This window comes from Arsenicicoccus cauae (genome assembly GCF_009707125.1).
Taxonomy (GTDB): Bacteria; Actinomycetota; Actinomycetes; order Actinomycetales; family Dermatophilaceae; genus Arsenicicoccus; species Arsenicicoccus cauae.
The window spans coordinates 205,042-225,821 of record NZ_WLVL01000037.1; the positions used below are offsets into that span (position 1 = coordinate 205,042).

General features: G+C 72.3%; 16 protein-coding genes. 8 read left to right on the forward strand and 8 right to left on the reverse strand.

What is annotated here, in order from left to right:
* From glgB to GGG17_RS09670, 5 genes are all read left to right on the forward strand, one after another.
* Window positions 1–4,248: a 1,4-alpha-glucan branching protein GlgB gene (glgB, locus tag GGG17_RS09650; protein WP_154593491.1), complete on the forward strand. Its 4,248-nt coding sequence runs from the start codon at window positions 1–3 to the stop codon at window positions 4,246–4,248.
* Between the two features lie 192 nt (window positions 4,249–4,440).
* The gene (locus GGG17_RS09655) at window positions 4,441–5,724 is read left to right on the forward strand and encodes a lipase family protein (protein WP_230082854.1); all 1,284 of its coding nucleotides are present in this window, start codon (window positions 4,441–4,443) and stop codon (window positions 5,722–5,724) included.
* Window positions 5,725–5,838: 114 nt separating this feature from the next.
* Entirely contained in the window at window positions 5,839–7,503 is a 1,665-nt protein-coding gene (gene pgm, locus GGG17_RS09660) for a phosphoglucomutase (alpha-D-glucose-1,6-bisphosphate-dependent) (RefSeq protein ID WP_154593493.1), read from the forward strand.
* Window positions 7,504–7,539: 36 nt separating this feature from the next.
* On the forward strand, window positions 7,540–8,340 hold the full coding sequence (locus tag GGG17_RS09665; protein WP_154593494.1) for an inositol monophosphatase family protein: 801 nt from the start codon (window positions 7,540–7,542) through the stop codon (window positions 8,338–8,340).
* On the forward strand, window positions 8,337–8,774 hold the full coding sequence (locus tag GGG17_RS09670; RefSeq protein WP_154593495.1) for a GNAT family N-acetyltransferase: 438 nt from the start codon (window positions 8,337–8,339) through the stop codon (window positions 8,772–8,774). Before GGG17_RS09665 ends, GGG17_RS09670 begins: the two co-directional genes overlap by 4 nt.
* 297 nt (window positions 8,775–9,071) lie before the next feature.
* Here GGG17_RS09670 and GGG17_RS09675 read toward each other — a convergent pair whose 3' ends face one another.
* The 7 genes from GGG17_RS09675 to GGG17_RS09705 all read right to left on the reverse strand — a co-directional run bounded on the left by GGG17_RS09675 (window position 9,072) and on the right by GGG17_RS09705 (window position 16,168).
* Window positions 9,072–10,013 (reverse strand): tetratricopeptide repeat protein, encoded by a 942-nt coding sequence (locus GGG17_RS09675; RefSeq protein WP_154593496.1) that lies wholly within the window; start codon window positions 10,011–10,013, stop codon window positions 9,072–9,074.
* 69 nt (window positions 10,014–10,082) lie between these two features.
* A complete protein-coding gene (icmA, locus tag GGG17_RS09680; RefSeq protein WP_375804515.1) occupies window positions 10,083–11,903 on the reverse strand; it encodes a coenzyme B12-dependent isobutyryl-CoA mutase large subunit in 1,821 nt (606 codons plus the stop codon).
* Between the two features lie 71 nt (window positions 11,904–11,974).
* Window positions 11,975–12,490, reverse strand: coding sequence for a MarR family winged helix-turn-helix transcriptional regulator (locus GGG17_RS09685; protein ID WP_311966573.1), 516 nt, complete (start codon window positions 12,488–12,490; stop codon window positions 11,975–11,977).
* Window positions 12,491–12,546: 56 nt separating this feature from the next.
* The gene (locus GGG17_RS09690; protein WP_311966574.1) at window positions 12,547–12,987 is read right to left on the reverse strand and encodes a YybH family protein; all 441 of its coding nucleotides are present in this window, start codon (window positions 12,985–12,987) and stop codon (window positions 12,547–12,549) included.
* Complete coding sequence (locus GGG17_RS09695) at window positions 12,984–13,751, reverse strand: DUF4184 family protein (protein WP_154593498.1); 768 nt, start codon at window positions 13,749–13,751, stop codon at window positions 12,984–12,986. The genes GGG17_RS09690 and GGG17_RS09695 overlap by 4 nt, the downstream gene beginning before the upstream one ends.
* A gap of 132 nt (window positions 13,752–13,883) precedes the next feature.
* On the reverse strand, window positions 13,884–14,846 hold the full coding sequence (meaB, locus tag GGG17_RS09700; RefSeq protein WP_311966594.1) for a methylmalonyl Co-A mutase-associated GTPase MeaB: 963 nt from the start codon (window positions 14,844–14,846) through the stop codon (window positions 13,884–13,886).
* Window positions 14,847–14,968: 122 nt separating this feature from the next.
* Window positions 14,969–16,168: an acetyl-CoA C-acetyltransferase gene (locus tag GGG17_RS09705; protein ID WP_154593499.1), complete on the reverse strand. Its 1,200-nt coding sequence runs from the start codon at window positions 16,166–16,168 to the stop codon at window positions 14,969–14,971.
* Window positions 16,169–16,351: 183 nt separating this feature from the next.
* Between GGG17_RS09705 and mce the strand changes: the two genes are divergently transcribed.
* Window positions 16,352–16,798, forward strand: coding sequence for a methylmalonyl-CoA epimerase (mce, locus tag GGG17_RS09710; protein WP_154593500.1), 447 nt, complete (start codon window positions 16,352–16,354; stop codon window positions 16,796–16,798).
* 171 nt (window positions 16,799–16,969) lie between these two features.
* Here the strand turns inward: mce and GGG17_RS09715 are convergent, their stop codons facing one another.
* Window positions 16,970–17,719 (reverse strand): polysaccharide deacetylase family protein, encoded by a 750-nt coding sequence (locus tag GGG17_RS09715; RefSeq protein WP_195849186.1) that lies wholly within the window; start codon window positions 17,717–17,719, stop codon window positions 16,970–16,972.
* 278 nt (window positions 17,720–17,997) lie between these two features.
* On the opposite strand from GGG17_RS09715, the gene ccrA reads away from it, so the two are divergent.
* Both ccrA and GGG17_RS09725 read left to right on the forward strand, forming a co-directional pair.
* Complete coding sequence (gene ccrA / locus GGG17_RS09720; RefSeq protein WP_154593613.1) at window positions 17,998–19,335, forward strand: crotonyl-CoA carboxylase/reductase; 1,338 nt, start codon at window positions 17,998–18,000, stop codon at window positions 19,333–19,335.
* Between the two features lie 91 nt (window positions 19,336–19,426).
* Window positions 19,427–20,695, forward strand: a complete 1,269-nt coding sequence (locus GGG17_RS09725) for an AI-2E family transporter (RefSeq protein ID WP_311966575.1) — start codon at window positions 19,427–19,429, stop codon at window positions 20,693–20,695.
* Window positions 20,696–20,780 lie beyond the last annotated feature (85 nt).

The window sequence follows — 20,780 nt, forward strand, 5'->3', positions numbered from 1 at the left end:
ATGGCAGGCACGTCCAAGATCGAGGCGGGAGCCAGCATCACGCCGAGCAAGCTCGACGCCGTCCAGGCCTGGATCGGCGAGCAGCGGTGGTACACCAGCAAGGGGTCCGGGCAGGGCCCCGCGCTCGCGCGGGTCGGCAGCTACCGCTTCCAGGACCCCGAGGGCGAGGTCGGCATCGAGACGCTGCTGGTCAAGGACACCGCGGCCGAGCCTCCCGTGCTCTACCAGGTGCCCCTCACCTACCGCGCGGCGCCGCTCGAGGGCGGCGAGCACGCGCTCGTCGCGACGGTGGAGCACTCAGTGCTCGGCACCCGCTACGTCTACGACGCGCCGCACGACCCGGTCTACGTCGCCGAGCTCGTCCGCACCATCGTCGAGGGCGACACCGAGGCCACCCCGGACCACGGCAAGGCCGACGCCGGCGCACAGGGCAGCCCCGTGGACGGCGTCGGGCACGTCGACATACGCAGCGCCAAGGTACTGTCCGGCGAGCAGTCCAACACCTCGGTCGTCGTCCAGGCGGACGACGCCTCCGGTGCACCGTCCCCCTTGATCGTCAAGGTCTTTCGCGTGCTGTCCGCCGGTGACAACCCGGACGTGACCGTGCAGACGGCCCTGGCCGGGGCCGGCTCGACGCTGGTCCCGCGCCCCCTCGGCTCCCTGCGGGGCAGCTGGTCCGACGGCGGTCACGACCTGCGCGGGCATCTCGCCTTCGCCCAGGAGTTCCTGCCCGACGTGCGGGACGCCTGGCGCGTGGCGCTCGAGGCCGCGAGCCGGGGCACGGACTTCACCGAGCGCGCCCGCGCCCTCGGCCGGGCGACCGGAGAGGTGCACCGCACGCTCGCCGAGGCCATGGAGACCGCCGAGGCCACCGACGAGGACCACCGCACCCTCGCGCTGTCGATGCGCAGCCGTTGGGTCCTGGCCGCCGAGGCCCACGCGCCGCTGCGCGCGATGGAGGCCGAGGTCGACGAGATCCTGGCCGCGGCCCGCGACGCCGTCTGGCCTCGTCTGCAGCGCATCCACGGCGACTACCACCTCGGGCAGGTGCTCGACGTGCCCGGCCGCGGCTGGGTGCTCCTGGACTTCGAGGGCGAGCCGCTGCGGCCTCTCGCCGAGCGCACCGTCCCCGACCTGGCCCTGCGCGACGTGGCCGGCATGCTCCGGTCCTTCGACTACGCGGCCGGCTCCGTCGCGCAGGAGGACGCGGGCCGGTCCGAGACGGCCGCCGCGTGGGCGCACGCCGCCCGCGAGGCCTTCCTCGACGGCTACGCCGAGGCCACCGATCAAGACCCCCGCCACGAGCCCGAGGTGCTGCGCGCCATGGAGCTCGACAAGGCCCTGTACGAAGTGGTCTACGAGGCACGTAACCGTCCCTCGTGGCTCCCCATCCCCATCGGCGCCGTCGAGCGCCTGGTGGCTGCAGCGAAGGGAACACCGATGAAGGACCACGACGAACCCCGCACCAACGCCTCGACCGTGAGCAGCGCCGACGCCGGCACCACCGGCTCCGGCAGCACGCGGCACGAGCAGCCGTCCAAGGAGGACGACCACGGCGAGCACGGCGGGCACGGCGAGCGTCCCTCGCGACTGCTGGGCGCGGTGTCCGGCGTCGTGGGCGCCGTCGGCGCCGCGGTGGCCTCGCAGGTCGCCGAGGTCGCCCGCAACGCCGCCGGGTCGGCCGTCCAGGAGGTCCGCTCGCGCGCCGCGGCCCGCGGCACCGAGAGCCCCGACACCTCTGCCCCAGGCCCCGAGGCGCAGGGGGCCCCGACGGTGCCGGTCGTCCCGCCCGTCGCCCCCGAGGCACCCCTCCCCTCGCCCGTCACGGCCGCGGCACCCGAGGCGTCGCCGACCCCGGCGGCGCCGGCCCCGTCCGCCAAGCCGTCCGGCCCGCAGCCGGTCCCCGTGCACACCGACGAGATCGACCGGCTCGTCCACGGCCACCACCACGACCCGCACTCGGTGCTGGGGCCGCACCAGGGCGAGGGCGTCGTCACCGTGCGCACCCTCAAGCCGCGCGCGGCCTCGGTCGACCTGGTCCTGGACGGCCGCGTCGTGCCCTTCGAGCACGAGCACGAGGGTGTCTGGACCGCGACGATCGAGGCCGACCAGGTCCCGGACTACCGCGTGGCGGTGGACTACGGCGACGGGTTCAAGCACACCGTCGACGACCCCTACCGCTTCTGGCCGACGCTCGGCGAGGTCGACATCCACCTCATCTCCGAGGGCCGCCACGAGCAGCTGTGGGACGTCCTCGGCTCGCACGTCCGGTCCTACGACGGCCCGCTCGGCACGACGCGCGGCACGAGCTTCGCAGTGTGGGCACCCAACGCCCGCACCGTCCGCGTCGCCGGCGACTTCAACACCTGGGACTCCCAGGGGCACCCGATGCGCTCGCTCGGCGGCTCGGGCCTGTGGGAGCTCTTCGTCCCGGGCGTCGAGCCGGGCGCGCGCTACAAGTACGAGATCCTGGGCAAGGACGGGCAGTGGCGCGCCAAGGCCGACCCGCTGGCCCGGCGCACCGAGATCCCGCCGGCCACCGCCTCGGTGGTCGACGAGTCGACCTACGCGTGGTCGGACGACGCCTGGATCGCCGAGCGCGACGCCACGCAGCGCCACGAGCAGCCCATGAGCATCTACGAGGTCCACCTCGGCTCGTGGCGGCAGGGGCTGACCTACACCGAGCTCGCGGACCAGCTCGTCGCCTACGTCAAGGACCTCGGCTTCACCCACGTGGAGTTCCTCCCCGTCGCCGAGCACCCCTACGGCCCGTCCTGGGGCTACCAGGTCACCGGCTACTACGCCCCGACCTCGCGCTTCGGGTCGCCGGACGAGTTCCGGCACCTCGTGGACACGCTGCACCAGGCCGGCGTCGGGGTCATCCTCGACTGGGTCCCGGCGCACTTCCCCAAGGACGCCTTCGCCCTGGCCAAGTTCGACGGCGAGGCGCTCTACGAGCACCCGGACCCCCGCCGCGGGGACCAGCCCGACTGGGGCACGCACGTGTTCGACTTCGGTCGCCCGCAGGTGCGCAACTTCCTCGTCGCCAACGCCCTCTACTGGCTGGAGGAGTTCCACGTCGACGGGCTGCGGGTCGACGCGGTCGCCTCGATGCTCTACCTGGACTACTCCCGCAACGACGGCGAGTGGCTGCCCAACCAGTACGGCGGCCGGGAGAACCTCGACGCGGTCCAGCTGCTGCAGGAGACCAACGCCACGGTCTACAAGCACCACCCGGGCGCCATGGTCATCGCCGAGGAGTCCACGTCCTGGCCCGGCGTCACCCGGCCGACCGAGATCGGCGGCCTGGGGTTCGGCTTCAAGTGGAACATGGGCTGGATGCACGACACCCTCGACTACGTCGAGCACGAGGCCATCTACCGGCAGTACCACCACGGCGAGATGACCTTCGGCCTGGTCTACGCCTTCAGCGAGAACTTCGTGCTGCCGATCTCGCACGACGAGGTCGTCTACGGCAAGGGCTCCCTGCTGCGCAAGATGCCCGGGGACCGCTGGCAGCAGCTGGCCAACCTGCGCGCCTACCTCGGCTTCATGTGGGCCCACCCCGGCAAGCAGCTGCTGTTCATGGGCCAGGAGTTCGCCCAGGAGGCCGAGTGGGCGGACGCCCAGAGCCTGGACTGGTGGCTGCTGGACCAGCCCTGGCACCTCGCGGTGCACCAGATGGTCAAGTCGATGAACGCGACCTACCGCGAGTCCCCCGCCCTGTGGCAGCTGGACACGTCCGGCGAGGGATTCCGCTGGATCGACGCCAACGACGCGCAGGGCAACGTCTTCTCGTTCCTGCGCTACGGCAAGGACGAGGGCGAGGGCCGGCCCGCGATGGCGTGCGTGTCGAACTTCTCCGGAGGCCCCCACCACCAGTACCGCATCGGCCTGCCCCACCCCGGCATCTGGCGCGAGGTGCTCAACACCGACGCCACCGAATGGGCCGGCTCCGGGGTCGGCAACCTCGGGCAGGTCGTCGCCGAGGAGATCCCCTGGCACGGCCTGCCCTGCTCCGCCGAGATCACCGTGCCGCCGTTCGCGACGGTGTGGTTCAGCGCGCAGGAGCCCGCCCCCTCCGAGCGGGCCGCGGCGCTGCGCCAGGCGCGCCCCGAGCTGTCCTCCACCTCGACGTCGTCCCAGGACGAGGGCGCCGGGACGGGCGCCCCGAGCCCCGACGAGGTGGGGGCCGACGCGGCGTCCCGCCCCGAGCTGGACGCCACGCCGGGCGAGACCCAGGCCTGACGGACGCCGGCGCGGCATACGACCCGAGGGGGTCCCACCACCCGAGGTGGGACCCCCTCGGCGTGCTCGGAGGCCACGACGGCGGCGGGACGCCACCGCATGGGCATGCGATCCCGTGAGCAACAGGGTCTAGGCAAAGGGTGCTACCCGTGGGTAGCCTCGCGGCACCTCACCTCCCGACAGGAGACACCGTTGTCCTCTGCCCTGCCCCGCCGTCGCACCGTCGCGACCGCCGTCCTCGCCGCCTCCCTCGCGTCCTTGTGCGCCATCGCCCCGGCCGCCTCCGCCGACGAGCACGCCATCCCCGGCACGGCCGGAGCCAGCACCCTCAGCGACACCCCGGAGCCCGCGCGCCCGGCGTTCTACGAGCCGCCCGCCCAGATCCCCAGCACGCCCGGCACGGTCATCCGCCAGGAGAAGGCGGACAACGTCCTCGACCCCCTCGACGCCTCGTCCCTGTCCTACGACGCGCGGCGGGTCATGTACTCCTCCACGGACCGCGAGGGCACCCCGATCGCCGTCACGGCCGTCGTGGTCTCGCCGAAGGCCCCCTGGGTCGGCCCGGGCAAGCGCCCGATCATCAGCTACGCGGCCGGCACCCAGGGCATGGCCGACGCCTGCGCCCCGTCCCGCCAGCTCAAGGCCATGACGGAGTACGAGACGATCTTCTTCAAGGACCTGCTGTTCCGCGGCTACACGGTGGCGCTGACCGACTACCAGGGCCTCGGCACCCCCGGCACCCACACCTACATGGTCCGCGAGGCCCAGGGGCACGCCGTCCTCGACCTCGCCCGCGCCACGCAACGGGTCGGCCTGCCCGGCACCGACACCCGCACGCCGGTGGGCCTGTCCGGCTACTCCCAGGGCGGTGGCGCCGCGGCGGCCGCGGCCGAGCTGGCGGGCAGCTACGCTCCCGAGCTGGACGTCAAGGGCACGGTGGCGGGTGCTCCGCCCGCCGACCTCGCGCCGGTCTCCAAGCAGATCGACGGGTCGCTCTACTCCGCCTTCGAGCTCTACGCCACCGCCGGGCTGTTCTCGGCCTACCACGTCAACCCCTCGACCTACCTCAACGCCAAGGGGGTGGCGCTGCTGCCCAAGGTGGAGGGCAACTGCGTCATCAACCTGTTCGACCTTGCCTTCATCCGCAGCAGCACCCTCACCAAGGACGGCCGCCCGATGGACCAGGCCTTCACCGAGGAGCCGCTGCGCTCCCTGGTGGCCGACAACCGCATCGGGCGGACCAAGCCCAACGCGCCGGTGCTCGTCACGAGCTCGCTGACCGACGACGTCATCCCGTATGCCGTCCCCCGGCAGCTGGCCAAGGACTGGTGCTCCCGGGGCGCCAACGTGTGGTTCCAGCCCATCATCACCCCCACCCACCTGGGCGGAGCGATCCCGACGGCGGCGTACGCGACGACCTTCTTCGAGTCGCGGTTCAACGGGCTCACGCAGCTGCCCAACTGCGGCGCCTACTGATCGGACCCGCGGCCCGTCGTACGGCGAATCCGGCTGCGGCGACCCGCCGGCCGGGTGCGTCACCTGGCGAGCCTGCCAGGTGCCACCCCGGCCGACGGGTGCAAGGATGAGCCCATGACCGCGAACCGTGCAGGACAGCCCGCCGAGCCCCGCGACCTGGTCGACGTGGCCCACCTCGTCACCGCCTACTACACCGGCAAGCCGGACCCGGACGACGTCGACCAGCAGGTCGCCTTCGGGACGTCGGGGCACCGCGGCAGCAGCCTGCGGACCGCGTTCAACGAGGACCACATCCTGGCGACGACGCAGGCGATCGTGGACTACCGCACCGAGCAGGGCTTCGACGGGCCGCTGTTCATCGGGCGCGACACCCACGGCCTGTCCGAGCCGGCGTGGGCGTCCGCGCTCGAGGTGCTCGTCGCCAACGGTGTGCACGTCATGGTGGACGCCGAGGACCGCTACACCCCCACCCCCGCCGTGTCGCACGCGATCCTGCGGGCCAACAAGGGCAAGGTCGGCGGGGTCGACGACCTGCCCGCCGACAGCGGACTCGCCGACGGCATCGTCGTCACCCCCTCGCACAACCCGCCGAGCGACGGCGGCTTCAAGTACAACCCGCCGCACGGTGGCCCGGCCGACACCGACGCGACCGGGTGGATCGCGGCGCGCGCCAACGACTACATCAAGGCCGGGCTCGAGGGCGTCCGGCGCGTGTCCTTCGCCGAGGCGCGGGCGCAGTGCGAGCCCTATGAGTTCAAGCGCATCTACGTCGAGGACCTGGCCGAAGTCATCGACCTGGCCGCCATCAAGGAGGCGGGCGTGCGCATCGGCGCCGACCCCCTCGGCGGCGCGGCGGTCGACTACTGGGGCGCCATCGGCGAGCACTACGGCCTCGAGCTGACCGTGGTCAACCCGCTCGTCGACCCGACCTGGCGGTTCATGACCCTGGACTGGGACGAAAAGATCCGGATGGACTGCTCCTCCCCGTCCGCCATGGCCTCGCTCATCGCGCAGAAGGACCGCTACGACATCGCGACGGGCAATGACGCCGACGCCGACCGGCACGGGATCGTCACCCCCGACGGTGGGCTGATGAACCCCAACCACTACCTCGCCGTGGCGATCCAGTACCTCTACGGCGGCGCGCGCCCGCAGTGGCCCGCCGACGGGTTCATCGGCAAGACGCTGGTGTCGTCGTCCATGATCGACCGGGTCGCGGCGGACCTCGGGCGGCGGCTCGTCGAGGTGCCGGTGGGCTTCAAGTGGTTCGTGCCGGGGCTGCTCGACGGCTCCGGGCCGTTCGGCGGCGAGGAGTCGGCGGGTGCTTCCTTCCTGCGCTTCGACGGCTCGGTGTGGTCGACCGACAAGGACGGCATCATCCTCGCGCTGCTGGCGAGCGAGATCCAGGCCAAGACCGGCAAGAGCCCCTCGCAGCACTACGCCGAGCTGGTGGCGCGCCACGGAGACCCGGCCTACGCCCGCGTCGACGCCCCCGCCGACCGCGACCAGAAGGCCAAGCTCAAGGCCCTCTCCCCCGCGGACGTCACCGCGGAGTCCCTGGCCGGAGAGCCGATCACGGCCAAGCTGACCGAGGCTCCCGGCAACGGGGCGGCGATCGGCGGGCTCAAGGTGACGACGGAGTCCGCGTGGTTCGCAGCGCGCCCGTCCGGCACCGAGGACGTCTACAAGATCTACGCCGAGTCCTTCAAGGGCCCCGAGCACCTCGCCCAGGTCCAGGAGGAGGCCCGCGCCGTGGTCTCCGCCGCGCTGGGCGGGTAGGCGGACCGCCCGGGGAGCACCACTAGGCTGGCCCCCATGACCTCTGCCGACGACCTCGCTCTCGCCGCCGACCTGGTCCGTTCCGCCGGCACCCTGGCGCTGGAGATGCGCGCGGCGGGTCTCGAGGGGACCCGCAAGACCTCCGTCTCGGACGTGGTGACCGCCGCCGACCACGCTGCCGAGGAGCTCGTGGGCACCCGGCTGCGCCGTGAGCGCGCGAACGACGGTCTCGTCGGCGAGGAGGGCACGAGCGCGCCGGCCGGGAGCGGGCGCACCTGGTTCATCGACCCCGTCGACGGCACCTACAACTTCCTGCACGGTATGACGCACTGGTGCTCGGCCCTCGCCCTGGTCGACGACGACGGACCAATCCTCGGCGCGGTCTACCACCCCGAGAGCGACCAGCTGTGGCTCGGCGGCCGCGACCACCCCACGACCTGCAACGGCGTGCCCGTGGACCCGGTCCGCGACCTCCCGCTCGACCTGGTCAGCGCGGCGACCTACCTGCACCCCACGAGGTTCGGGCGGCCCGAGATGATCGCGCCGTGGGCCGAGGCGACCCGGCTGTGCGCCACCGTGCGGATGCTGGGCTCGGCGTCGGTGGACCTTGCGTGGACCTCCGACAGTCGCGTGGGCGTGTGGTACCAGGCGGACTGCCACCCCTGGGACTGGTACCCCGGGCAGGCGCTCGTCGAGGCGGCCGGCGGGGTCACCCGGCTCGTGCCGGTCGGCGGGCACACCTGGCACCTCGCCGGCTCCCCCACCGCCGTCGGCCAGGTGGCCGACGCGATGATCCAGTGCCTGCCCCGCGACGAGCGCGAGGCCGCCGCCCGATGAGCGCGTTGCGGCTGACGCGCCTCGGACCCCGCGACGCGTTGCTGGTGCTGGCCGCCGGGGACCTGTTCGACACCCCTCCCTCCGAGGAGGGGGCACGACGCTTCCTCGCGATGCCCGGCCACCACCTCGTCCTTGCGATCGAGGGCTATCGGCCGGTCGGGTTCGTCACCGGCGTCGAGATGTGCCACCCCGACAAGGGCACCGAGATGTTCGTCTACGAGCTCGCGGTGGACCCGGCGCAGCAGCGCCGCGGCATCGGCAGCGCCCTGTTGCGGGAGCTGCAGGCCGTCGCGGCCGAGCGCGGGTGCCACGCCGTGTGGACCCTCACCGAGACCGACAACCAGGCCGCCCTCGCGACCTACCGCGCGCTCGGTGCCCGCGAGTCCAACGGCACGACGATGCTGGAGTGGGACGGCGGGCACGCCACGCGCTGACCCCCAGACAATTGCTTGACGGTTGTCGTGCGCCCCCCCTGGTTGGGCGCACGCCCACCCTCGAGGTCCTGCGCCCGCCATCCTTCGCGTGGTACTCCACGGCGCGGCCCGTCTCCTGGCCCGGGAGGAGCATGGTGGGGGTGGCCCTCGCGTTCGCCATGCTGGAGACCGGCGACGCATCTGCGCCCCGTGTCAGCGGACGACCGCGACGTGATCGTCGCGGCGCGAAGCGATGCGGACGCGTTGGTCTGCTGGGACGAACCGGCCTGGGACGACCCCGGCCGGTTCGCGCGCTGGTCAGAAGAGTGCGGACATGAGGGACGTGCGCCCCTTCTTGACGCGGGGGTCCTCGCTGCCCACGACGTCGAAGAGCGTGATCAGGTGCACACGGACCCTCTCGCGGTCATCGCCCGCCAGCGTGCGGACGAGGTCGACGAGCCGCAGGAAGGCGTCCTCGACGTGCCCGCCCATGACGTCCAGGTCCGCGACGAGCAGCTGGGCTTCGACGTCGGCGGGGTTGTCGGCAGCGGCCGTGCGAGCCACCTGCAGGTCGACGCCGGTGGTCCGCTCCAGCAGGTCGACCTGGGCCTTGCCCACCTGGGCGTCCCGGTCCTTGGGGTCCTTGGCCAGGGCTTTGTCGTATGCCGCCCGCGCGCCCTCGAAGTCGCCGCGCTCGAGGGCGGTGAAGGCCTCCTCGTGCTCGGGCGACATGGGGACCTCGCCCTCGGCGTCGGCCTGCTCCCCCACGTCCACGCGGCCGGTGATGCCATTGGCCACGGCGACCTTGAGCAGCTCGTCGACGTACTGCTGGATCACGTCCTTGGGCTGGCTGCCGACGAACAGCGGCACCGGCTGACCCTGGAGCAGACCGACCGCCATCGGGATCTGCTGCACCTGCAGGGCCTGCGCCAGACCGGGGTTGGCGTCGACGTCCACCGTCGCGAGCACGAACCGGCCGCCGCTCGCCTCGGCCACCGCCGCGAAGTCGGCGACGACCTCACGCCCGCCACGGGTGGCGCTCCACACCAGCAGCACCGACGGCACGCTGACCGACTGCTGCATGATCTGCTGGATCGTGGCCTCGGTGGCCTCGACCACGACCGGTGAGCCCGGACGTGCGCCCCCACCCTGGTCGGGGGCGGGCGCGGGGGCACGGGTGCCCGTGGGCTGCGGCTGGCTGAGTCCGGACAGGTCGACCGCGCCACGAGCGGCGGCGGTGGAGAACGGCTGCGACGTCATACGGGCATTGTGTCGCACCCGGACCGACGCCGGGTAACCGAACGACGCCCGCGGTCGGGCGAGACCGGATCAGAAGCGGGCGGGCTCGCGGTAGATGCCCCACTCCTCGCGCAGCGCGTCGCAGATCTCGCCGAGGGTCGCCTCGGCGCGGACCGCGTCGAGCATGGCGGGGATCATGTTGTCCTGCGTGCGGGAGACCTCGACCATCCGCTTGACCGCGTCCGCGGCGATGTCCTCGTTGCGACCGGCACGACGCTGCGAGAGCGTCGCGACCTGCTCGCGCTCCACCTCGTGCGAGACGCGCAGGATGTCCAGCTCGGAGCTGACCGACTCGGTGAGGCAGTTGACGCCGACGATCCTCTTGTGACCGGACTCCAGCGCGAGCTGGTAGGTGAAGGCGGCGTCCCCGATCTCGGACATGAACCAGCCCTCCTCGATGCCGCGCAGGATGCCGGAGGTCATGGGCCAGACACCGCCCTCGGCCTTGCCGACGTTGTCGCGCACGACTTCGGCCAGGCGAGCCTTGTCGGCGGAGTCGACCGGGACCTGGCCCATCGACAGGATGCGCGTGAAGATCGCCTCCGCCTCGGCCTCGATCGTGTCGGTCAGGGCCTCGACGTACCACGAACCGCCCAGCGGGTCGGCGACATTGGTGACGCCGGTCTCCTCCATGATCACCTGCTGGGTGCGCAGGGCGATCTCGGCGGACTGCTCGGTCGGCAGCGCGAGGGTCTCGTCGAGGGCATTGGTGTGCAGCGAGTTGGTGCCGCCGAGGACGCCTGCGAGCGCCTCGATCGCCGTCCGCACGACGTTGTTGTAGGGCTGCTGGGCGGTCAGCGACACCCCGGCGGTCTGCGTGTGGAAGCGCAGCTGCATGGCCTTGTCGGAGGTGGCGCCGTAGACGTCGCGCATCCAGCGCGCCCAGATGCGCCGGGCGGCGCGGAACTTGGCGATCTCCTCGAAGAAGTCGACGTGGGCGTCGAAGAAGAAGGACAGGCCGGGCGCGAAGGAGTCGACGTCGAGGCCGCGGGAGAGCCCGAGCTCGACGTAGCCGAAGCCGTCGGCGAGGGTGAAGGCGAGCTCCTGGGCGGCCGTCGCCCCGGCCTCGCGGATGTGGTAGCCCGAGACGGACAGCGGCTTGTAGGCCTTGATGTGCTCGTCGCAGTAGGCCATCAGGTCGCCGATGAGCCGCAGGTGCGGCTCGGGGGCGAAGAGCCACTCCTTCTGCGCGATGTACTCCTTGAAGATGTCAGTCTGCAGCGTGCCGTTGAGGGTGGAGATGTCGACGCCCTGACGCTCGGCGGCGACGAGATACATGCAGAAGACCGGCACCGCAGGACCGGACACGGTCATCGAGGTGGTCGTGTCGCCCATCGGGATGTCGCGAAAGAGGATGTCCATGTCGGCCGCGGAGTCCACCGCGACGCCGCAGTGGCCGACCTCGCCGAGGCTCATCGGGTCGTCGGAGTCGCGCCCCATGAGCGTCGGCATGTCGAAGGCCACGGACAGCCCGCCGCCCCCGCGGGCGAGGATCATCTTGTAGCGCTCGTTGGTCTGCACCGCGTTGCCGAAGCCCGCGAACTGCCGGATCGTCCAGCTCTTGCCGCGGTAGCCGGTGGCGTGCAGGCCTCGGGTGTAGGGGAACTCGCCGGGCCAACCGATGCGGTCCATGCGCTCGTCGGCGGCGGCCTGCTCGTCGGTGGGGCCGTAGACGGGGTCGACCTCGACGCCGGACAGGGTGGTGAAGTCGCCGCCCCGGATGCGGCCCTTGGCGACCGCCTCGTCATACCGCTGCTGCCAGCGGCGACGCCCGTCGCGGCGGCGCTCGGCCGAGTCGGGGGTGGGGGCCGCGGAGGCGCTGCGCTGGGTCTCCTGGATCGTCATGGTCACCAATTTACTAGGACGTCCTAGTATCTGTCACCAGGCTGCCAGCGCCGATCGCGCCAGACCCAGCCCTGGCGTCAGCCGGTGAAGTCCCCGGCCGCCACGCGCACCCGCCGCAGCAGGGCGAAGAGCTGCTCGTGCTCGGGCGTGGTCAGCACGTCCAGCCCGAAGCCCAGCCGGTGCAGGTCCTGCGTGGCCGCCTCCATCACCGCGCGCCCGGCGTCGGTGATCTGCGCGAGCGTCCCCCGGCCGTCCGCCGGGTTGGGCACGCGCCGCACGAAACCCTGCGCCTCGAGCCGCTGCACGATGCTCGTCGCGCTCGTGGGGTGCACCATGAGCCGCTCCCCGATGACGCTCATCGGCAGGCCGCTGTCCCGGCCGAAGGCCAAGAGCACCAGCGCCTCGTAGCGTGCGAAGGTCAACCCGTGCTGCGCGCACGCCTGGTCGAAGGCGATCGTCAGCATCTGCGCCACCCGCAGCAGACTCGTGGCCGTGGCCATCTGCCGGGACGGCGCCGACTCGCCCCAGCGCTCGCGCCAGGAGCTCTCGGCGCGAGCGATCGGGTCGAACGGCAGGTTGAGGGGGGTGCTCACCTGGGCAGGATAGAGGGCCGTGTGCCGGCGCGTCCGCCGCCCGGCGTGCGCCGTCGCTACCGATAGTCGGCCTGGGCGAGGCCTCCGTCTCGCGCGACGTGCGTCTCCATGCCGGGGACGGTGTCGGTGTTGTGCGCGCTGACGGCACACCACCCGTCCTCGCCGCGGCGTCCGACCAGGGTCAGCACGCCGCGACGCTCACCGACCGGGTCCCCGGTCGGCGAGAGCTGACCGGTCAGCGACCACTGCGCCACGACCACGGCGACCTCGCCGAGACGGCGGACGCGACGACGGCGGAGCGTCATACGGCTCTGTCCGAAGATCCGCTCGAAGCCGTAGGCGTGGGCTCCACGGATGCCGGCCCGGTCGCGCCACCAGAGGCCCACGACGTTGACGAAGTCGGCATCCGCCGTGAACATCGCGGCCAGCGCGTCGGGGTCGTGGTGGTTCCACGCCTCGACGAAGGCGTCGGCGAGCTGGTCGGGCTCGGCGATCACACCGCCTCCGGCCGGTCCACCGGGGCCAGCATCTGCCACACCACGCAGACCACCAGCAGGACCGCGACGCCGGCGGCGATGCCCGAGGTGAGCATGTAGTAGAGCAGGGCGTGCGTGCCCAGGTAGGGGCCGATCGTGATCATCGTGCGGATCGCGAGCGCGACCGCGACGACCAGCGGTGCCCGCACGATCCACGGCGCCAGGTCCGGACTCACGCGGGGCGTGCGGCGCGCCGGTCGGTCCCGCAGCTCGCGCCACACCACCCACGCGATGGCGGCCAGTCCGAGCACGGAGAAGGCGTACATGAGCCAGCGCGCGACCGGCAGGCCCGCGAGGTCCTGCTCGAGCACGGGCAGCCGGGCCGTCGTCCAGCTCGGCTCGTGCGTGAGCTGGTCCCAGCCGAGGTGCCCGAGGTTGGCCAGCAGCACGGCCACGGGCACCGACCACCACACCGAGCGCGAGCGCGGGCGGGCGCGGCGCGGTCGCAGCCGGTCCCGCAGCGCGTCCGGTGCGGCGTCGTGCAGAGGCTCGCTGAGCATGTAGGTCCACGCGAGGACCAGCAGGATCCCCACGGGCAGGTCGAAGGCGACGAGACCGAACCACGTGTGCGTCCACGAGTGTCCCTCGTCCCGGCTGCCGAGCAGACCCCCCGGGACGTAGAGCGGGAGGTCTGGCGACAGGGAGCCCGCCACCAGCGCGGTCAGCGGCAGCCCGCTGCGGCGCAGCGGCAGCACCAGGGCGGGATGGGCGAGCGTGAACGGCACCTCACCACTGTACGCAACGGCGTGTCGGCACCACGTGACGGAGCGGACATCGTGACGGTGCCCACGGACGCGGCCCACCGGCGCGACCCACGCGCCCGCCCAACAAGCCCGCCCGACGAGCTGGCCCCGCGCTCAGGTGAGGTCGCCGATGACCTGGTCCGCGGCGGCATAGGGGTCGCTGCGACCATCGACGACGGCCGCGGCGAGGGCTTCCATGCCGTGATCGCCCCGCAGGTCGCCCATCCGCTCGCGCAGGTTCTTGATGACGATCGACTCGATCTCGTCGGTCGCTCGCTTGAGGCGCCGCTGTCGCAGGACGCCCCGGTCGGTCATCCAGGCGACGTGCTTGTCGAACGCCTCGACGACCTCGTCGACGCCCTCGTGCCTGTGGGCGACGGTCTTGAGCACCGGCGGGCGCCACAGGCCCGCCTCGGTGCGGTCGCCGAGGGAGATCATGTGACGGATGTCGCGGACGGTGTTGTCGGCACCGTCGCGGTCGGCCTTGTTGACGACGAAGACGTCACCGATCTCGAGGATGCCGGCCTTGGCGGCCTGGATGCCGTCGCCCATGCCGGGCGCCAGCAGCACGATGGTCGTGTCGGCGAGCCCGACCACCTCGACCTCGCTCTGCCCCACGCCGACCGTCTCGACGAGTACCACGTCGCAGCCCGCGGCGTCGAGCACCCGCAGCGCCTGCGGCGTGGTCCACGACAGGCCCCCGAGATGCCCGCGGGAGGCCATGGAGCGGATGTAGACCTGCGGGTCGAGCACGTGGTCGGACATGCGGATGCGGTCGCCGAGCAGCGCGCCCCCGGAGAACGGCGACGAGGGGTCCACGGCGAGCACGCCGACGCGGAGGTCACGCTGGCGCAGGGCGGTGACCAGGGCATTGGTGGAGGTCGACTTGCCGACGCCGGGCGATCCCGTGACGCCGATGACGTGCGCGTGACCGGTGTGGGGCGCGAGCGCCGCCATCACCTCGCGAAGGGCCGGATGGGCGTCCTCGACCATCGAGATGAGGCGGGCGACCGCGCGGGGACGACCGGCGCGGGCCTGCTCGACGAGGGACGGGATGTCGACCTGGCGGGACACGATTGTCAGCTCCTCCTGGGGGTGCGCCGCTCGGCCTGGCGAGCGGCGTGGTCGTACCTACCGGGGGCAGGGGCATCAGCCTGCGGTGCGAAGGCCGGTCGATGCCCCCGCCCCCGGCGGGTCTGCTAGTTGGCGACCTTGACGATCAGCGCGTCGCCCTGGCCACCGCCACCGCACAGCGCGGCGACGCCGGTGCCGCCGCCCCGGCGCTTGAGCTCCAGCGCGAGGTGCAGCACGATGCGGGCGCCGGACATGCCGAGGGGGTGACCAAGGGCGATCGCCCCGCCGTCGACGTTGATCCGCTCCTCGTCGAGGCCGAGCTCGCGGGCCGAGGCGATGCCGACGGCGGCGAACGCCTCGTTGATCTCCACGAGGTCGAGCTCGGTGGGCTCGATGCCCTCCTTGCGGCAGGCCGCGGCGATGGCGTTGGCCGGCTGCTGCTGCAGCGAGGAGTCCGGGCCGGCGACGTTGCCGTGGGCACCGATCTCGGCGAGCCAGGTGAGGCCGAGCTCCTCGGCCTTGGCCTTGCTCATGACGACCACGGCGGCGGCGCCGTCGGAGATCTGCGAGGCCGTGCCCGCGGTGATGGTGCCGTCCTTGCTGAACGCCGGCCTGAGCGTGGCGAGGGACTCGGCGGTGGTGTCACCCCGCACCCCCTCGTCGGTCCGGAACTCGATCGGGTCGCCCTTGCGCTGCGGGATCGTGACGGGGACGACCTCCTCGTCATACCGCCCGGCCTCCCACCCGGCCGCGGCCCGCTGGTGCGAGCGCGCGGCGAAGGCGTCCTGCTCCTCGCGGGACACGGCCTTGTCGCCGGAGTTCTCCGCCTCGGTCAGCAGGCCCATCGGCTGCTCGGTGAAGACGTCCCACAGGCCGTCCACCACCATCGAGTCGGCGAGCGTGGCGTCGCCGTACTTGAACCCGTCACGCGACTTGGCGAGCAGGTGCGGTGCGTTGGTCATGGACTCCTGGCCGCCCGCCACGACGATGTCGAACTCGCCCGCGCGGATCAGCTGGTCGGCCAGGGCGATCGCGGCGAGCCCTGAGAGGCAGACCTTGTTGACGGTCAGGGCGGGGACGGTCATCGGGATGCCGGCCTTGACGGCGGCCTGGCGGGCGGGGATCTGGCCGACGCCGGCGCCGAGGACCTGGCCCATGATGACGTACTCGACCTGCTCGGGGGCCACGCCGGACTTGTCGAGGGCGCCCTTGATGGCGACGGCGCCGAGGTCGGCTCCGGAGAACCCCTTGAGGGAGCCCATGAGCCGCCCCATCGGGGTCCGGGCGCCGGCCACGATGACGGACGGACTGGCAGTTGCGGACATGTGAAGGCCTCCAGCAGCGGTGGTGGGTCGGGCTCGGTGCCCGCCCACCTTATCGGGGTCCCGGGGCACCGCCCGGCGGAGGGTGACCGGCGTCGCGCCTCGGTGCGGCGTGAGCCTCGTCATACCGCGCCGTCGGTCGACCCCCGGGTGAGTCCCCACGAGCCCCGGTCCTAGGCTGGAGGCATGGCTGACAACACGCTGCAGGGACTGTTCACGCACATCGACCACGTCGGCATCGCCGTCCGCGACCTCGACGAGGCGATCGAGTTCTACGAGACCAGGTACGGCATGACCATGGCCCACCGTGAGGTCAACGAGGAGCAGGGCGTCGCCGAGGCGATGATGGCCGTCGGCGACTCCACCTCGCACATCCAGCTGCTCGCCCCGCTCGACGAGCACAGCACCATCGCCAAGTTCATCGACAAGTCCGGTGTCGGAATCCAGCAGATGGCCTACCGCGTGGAGTCCATCGACGACGTCTGCGCCACGCTCAAGGAGCGCGGCCTGCGCCTGCTCTACCCCGAGCCCAGGCGCGGCACCGCCGGCTCGCGCATCAACTTCATCCACCCCAAGGACGCCGGGGGCGTGCTGGTCGAGCTCGTCGAGCCCGCGCCGGGTGGCATGCACTGAGCCTGCCCTGGCCGTATGCCGGAGCGCCCGACCCCGTGCGGGGCCGGGCGCTCGCGTCGCCGCCGGCGCGACGGCCCCATGGTGGTGGGCATGCCGATCCCGACAGCCCTGCTCGCCCGCGAGTTCTCCTCCCAGACGACGGACGGCACGCCGGGCGCGGCGACCACAGACTCAGCGGACGCGGCCCACTCGCACGAGCTCGCTCACCGGCACCGAGCTCAGCCCACGACCGGCCAGCGCCTCCAGCAGGTGCGGGAGGGCCTCGACCGTCTGGTCGCGGGGGTATTCCTGGGCCCAGCGCCCCTCGACCCGACCTCCGTCGTGGGCCAGCACCACCGCACCGGGCTCGAGCGCCTCGCCGAGGCCCGTGCCACCGACCCGCGCGCCGTCGTGCAGGCAGGCCTCGAGGCAGGAGCTCCAGAAGGCCTGGCGCTCCCCCAGCGACCGGGCGACCCGCGACACCGATGCGCTCGTCCGGCCCACCGGCGGCCGCAGCAGCCGCGGGCCGACGTCACCGACGACACGACGACCGCGGACGATCTGGTCGCGGACCTCGGCGTCGCCGATCTCGGTCAGGTGGGCGTGGTCGTGGGTGTGGTTGGCCACCTCGTGGCCCTCCGCCCGCATGCGCGCCACCAGCCCGGGGTGGGCCGCGGCGTTGGCGCCGACGACGAAGAAGGTGGCGCGGGCGGCATACCGGCGCAGGAGGTCCAGGACCGCGGGGGTGTAGCGGGGGTCCGGCCCGTCGTCGAAGGTAAGGGACAGGACGGGCCGGTGGGTCCGGACGTGGTTGACGCAGTCACGGTCGGCCGCGCGGCGCGCCTGCGGCGAGGACGTGGGGCCGAGTGCCAGCTCCACGCGACCGTCGTCCGCGACGGCGAGGCCGGTGCCGGAGACGGCGCAGAGCAGGGTGCCGGTCAACGCCGTACGCCGCGAGACGACGAGTTCCGCCGGAGCCGCCGGCCCGGTCCTGCCCACCCGCATGGTCCCCCGCATCCCCGGGGCACGACGTCCAACGCCTGCCCCGCCGCGCCCGGCTCGTCCGCGCCCCGCCATGCTAGCCCCCGAGTGAGGCACGTCACGCCTGTGTCGGATGTCTCAGACCCCTACCGCCACGACGTGACCCGCCAGTAGCGTCGCTGGTGAGGCGGCACGCAGTGGTGCCCCACGCCCCAGGAGCAGACATGACGAACGACGCCATGACCGCCATCCGCGACGCCATCATGAGCGGGGACCGGTCGGCCGAGACCTATGCCGGTCTAGCCGTCCCGGAGTCCTATCGCGCCGTGACGGTGCACAAGGACGAGGTCGGGATCTTCGAGGGCCGGGCGAGCCGCGACAAGGACCCTCGCGAGAGCCTCCACCTGGACGAGGTCGCCCTCCCCGAGCTCGCGCCCGGCGAGGCGCTGGTCGCCGTCATGGCGAGCTCGATCAACTACAACACGGTGTGGACCTCGATCTTCGAGCCCGTCTCGACGTTCGGCTTCCTCGAGCGCTACGGCCGCACGAGCGAGACCGCCAAGCGCCACGACCTGCCCTACCACGTCGTCGGGTCGGACCTCGCCGGGATCGTGCTGCGCACCGGTCCCGGGGTGAACATCTGGGCGCCCGGCACCGAGGTCGTCGCGCACTGCCTGTCCGTCGAGCTGGAGCACCACGACGGCCACAACGACACGATGCTCGACCCGGAGCAGCGCATCTGGGGCTTCGAGACCAACTTCGGCGGCCTCGCGGAGCTCGCGATCGTCAAGGCCAACCAGCTGATGCCCAAGGCGGAGCACCTCACCTGGGAGGAGGCCGCCTCCCCCGGCCTGGTCAACTCCACGGCCTACCGTCAGCTCATCTCGCGCAACGGCGCCGGGATGAAGCTCGGTGACCGGGTCCTGATCTGGGGCGCCTCGGGTGGCCTGGGGTCCTACGCCACGCAGATGGCCCTGGCCGGCGGCGCCACCCCGATCTGCGTCGTCTCCTCCCCGGAGAAGGCCGAGATCTGCCGCAAGATGGGCGCCGAGCTGGTCATCGACCGCAATGCCGAGGGATACCGGTTCTGGAAGGACGAGCGCACCCAGGACCCCAAGGAGTGGAAGCGTCTCGGGTCCACGATCCGCGAGCTGACCAACGGCCACGACCCGGACATCGTCTTCGAGCACCCGGGCCGCGAGACCTTCGGCGCGTCCGTCTACGTCACCCGCAAGGGAGGCACGATCGTCACGTGCGCCTCGACGTCGGGCTACCTGCACGAGTTCGACAACCGCTACCTGTGGATGAACCTCAAGAGCATCGTCGGGTCGCACTTCGCCAACTACCGCGAGGCGTGGGAGGCCAACTCCCTGATCCGCCGGGGCCTGATCCACCCGACCCTGTCCAAGACCTACACGATGGACGAGGTCGGCCAGGCCGCGCTCGACGTCCACCGCAACGCCCACCAGGGCAAGGTCGGTGTGCTCACCCTCGCCCCCGAGGCGGGGCTCGGCGTCTCCAAGCCGCAGATGCGGGCCGAGCTGCAGGAGCAGATCGACCGGTTCCGCAACGTCTGAGCCCTCGGCCGTCGGCAGCGGACGTATGCCGGGGCCCGGCCGCCCGCGTGGGACCCACGTGGCGGCCGGGCCCCCGGCATACGCTCGGAGCGTGAGGATCCCCCTGGTCGACCGGACGGTCGCCGCACGACGCCGCTGGCACGCCTATCGAGAACGGCAGCGCGCGGCCCTGGCCGAGAGCAACCGGATGGAGCCCGCCGCCGACATCACGGCCGACGTCACGACCCACGTCGCGGACGGGACCGAGGCCGAGCCTCGGGCCGTCACGGCGGACGAGGCGGCGCCGGAGGGGGCCACGGCGGACGCGCGCGACCGGGTCCCGCTGCTCCACCAGTCGCCCTTCGCCATCGGGTTCGCCGGCGCCATCGGCGTGCTGGCGGCCGTGACGCTGTGGAACATGATCGACGCGCTGAGCCTCACGCTGACACTGCTGACGGTGGCGTTCTTCCTCACCCTCGCCCTGGACCCCCTGGTCCAGCGCCTCGTGACGGGCGGGCTGCGCCGCGGCACGGCGGTCGGGATCGTCTTCCTCGGCCTGCTCGTGGTGTTCGCCCTCCTGGCGGGGCTCGTCGTCCCGCCCGTCGTCGAGCAGTCCTCCGCCCTGATCCAGAACGCTCCCGACTACGTCAACCAGCTCCTCGGGCAGCCCTGGGTCCAGAACCTCGACAAGGACTACAACCTCACGGCCCAGATCCAGCAGCAGCTCACCGAGCGCCTGCGCGACCAGATCTTCCTGTCCACGGTGGCGGGCGGGATCATCGGGGCCGGGCAGGCCCTCGGGAGCGGCATCTTCCAGACCTTCACGGTGCTGATCCTCACGCTGTACTTCCTCGCCAGCCTCCCCACGACCAAGAAGGCGGCCTACGCCGTGGTCCCCGCGTCCCGCCGTGCCCGCGTGGTCTACCTCTCCGAGGAGATGATGCGCCGGGTCGGCAGCTATGCCATCGGCCAGGTGGGCGTAGCCACGATCAACGGCCTGCTCAGCTGGATCGCGATGAGGGTCCTCGGCGTGCCGTACGCCGAGGTGCTCGCCGTCACCGTGGCCTTCCTCGGCCTGATCCCGATGGTCGGAGCGACCCTCGGCGGCGCGCTCGTCACGGCCGCCGGCCTGATCCAGAGCCCGCAGACCGGCCTGGTCCTACTCGTCTACTACGTGGTCTACCAGCAGGTCGAGAACTACATCATCGTGCCGCGGATCATGCAGCGGACCGTGGCGGTGCCCGGCGCCATCACCGTGGTCGCGGCCCTGGCGGGGGGCACCCTGCTGGGCATGCTGGGCGCCCTGCTGGCGATCCCGACCGCGGCTGCCCTCCTCCTGCTCTACGAGGAGGTCCTGGTCCCTCGACAGCGTCGCCTCTGATCGACGCCGGCGAGGCGGCGACGAGGCAGCGACGAGGGGGTGACGAGCGGGTGCCGAGTGGTGACCCGATTCGAGCGGGCCCCCT

What these genes read in the sequence shown, in the direction of transcription:
- glgB (WP_154593491.1), top strand. Translation starts at nt 1, where the DNA reads ATGGCAGGCACGTCCAAGATCGAGGCGGGAGCCAGCATCACGCCGAGC.
- GGG17_RS09675 (WP_154593496.1), bottom strand. Translation starts at nt 10,013, where the DNA reads ATGACGTCGCAGCCGTTCTCCACCGCCGCCGCTCGTGGCGCGGTCGAC.
- GGG17_RS09705 (WP_154593499.1), bottom strand. Translation starts at nt 16,168, where the DNA reads ATGTCCGCAACTGCCAGTCCGTCCGTCATCGTGGCCGGCGCCCGGACC.
- GGG17_RS09670 (WP_154593495.1), top strand. Translation starts at nt 8,337, where the DNA reads ATGAGCGCGTTGCGGCTGACGCGCCTCGGACCCCGCGACGCGTTGCTG.
- pgm (WP_154593493.1), top strand. Translation starts at nt 5,839, where the DNA reads ATGACCGCGAACCGTGCAGGACAGCCCGCCGAGCCCCGCGACCTGGTC.
- mce (WP_154593500.1), top strand. Translation starts at nt 16,352, where the DNA reads ATGGCTGACAACACGCTGCAGGGACTGTTCACGCACATCGACCACGTC.
- ccrA (WP_154593613.1), top strand. Translation starts at nt 17,998, where the DNA reads ATGACCGCCATCCGCGACGCCATCATGAGCGGGGACCGGTCGGCCGAG.
- GGG17_RS09665 (WP_154593494.1), top strand. Translation starts at nt 7,540, where the DNA reads ATGACCTCTGCCGACGACCTCGCTCTCGCCGCCGACCTGGTCCGTTCC.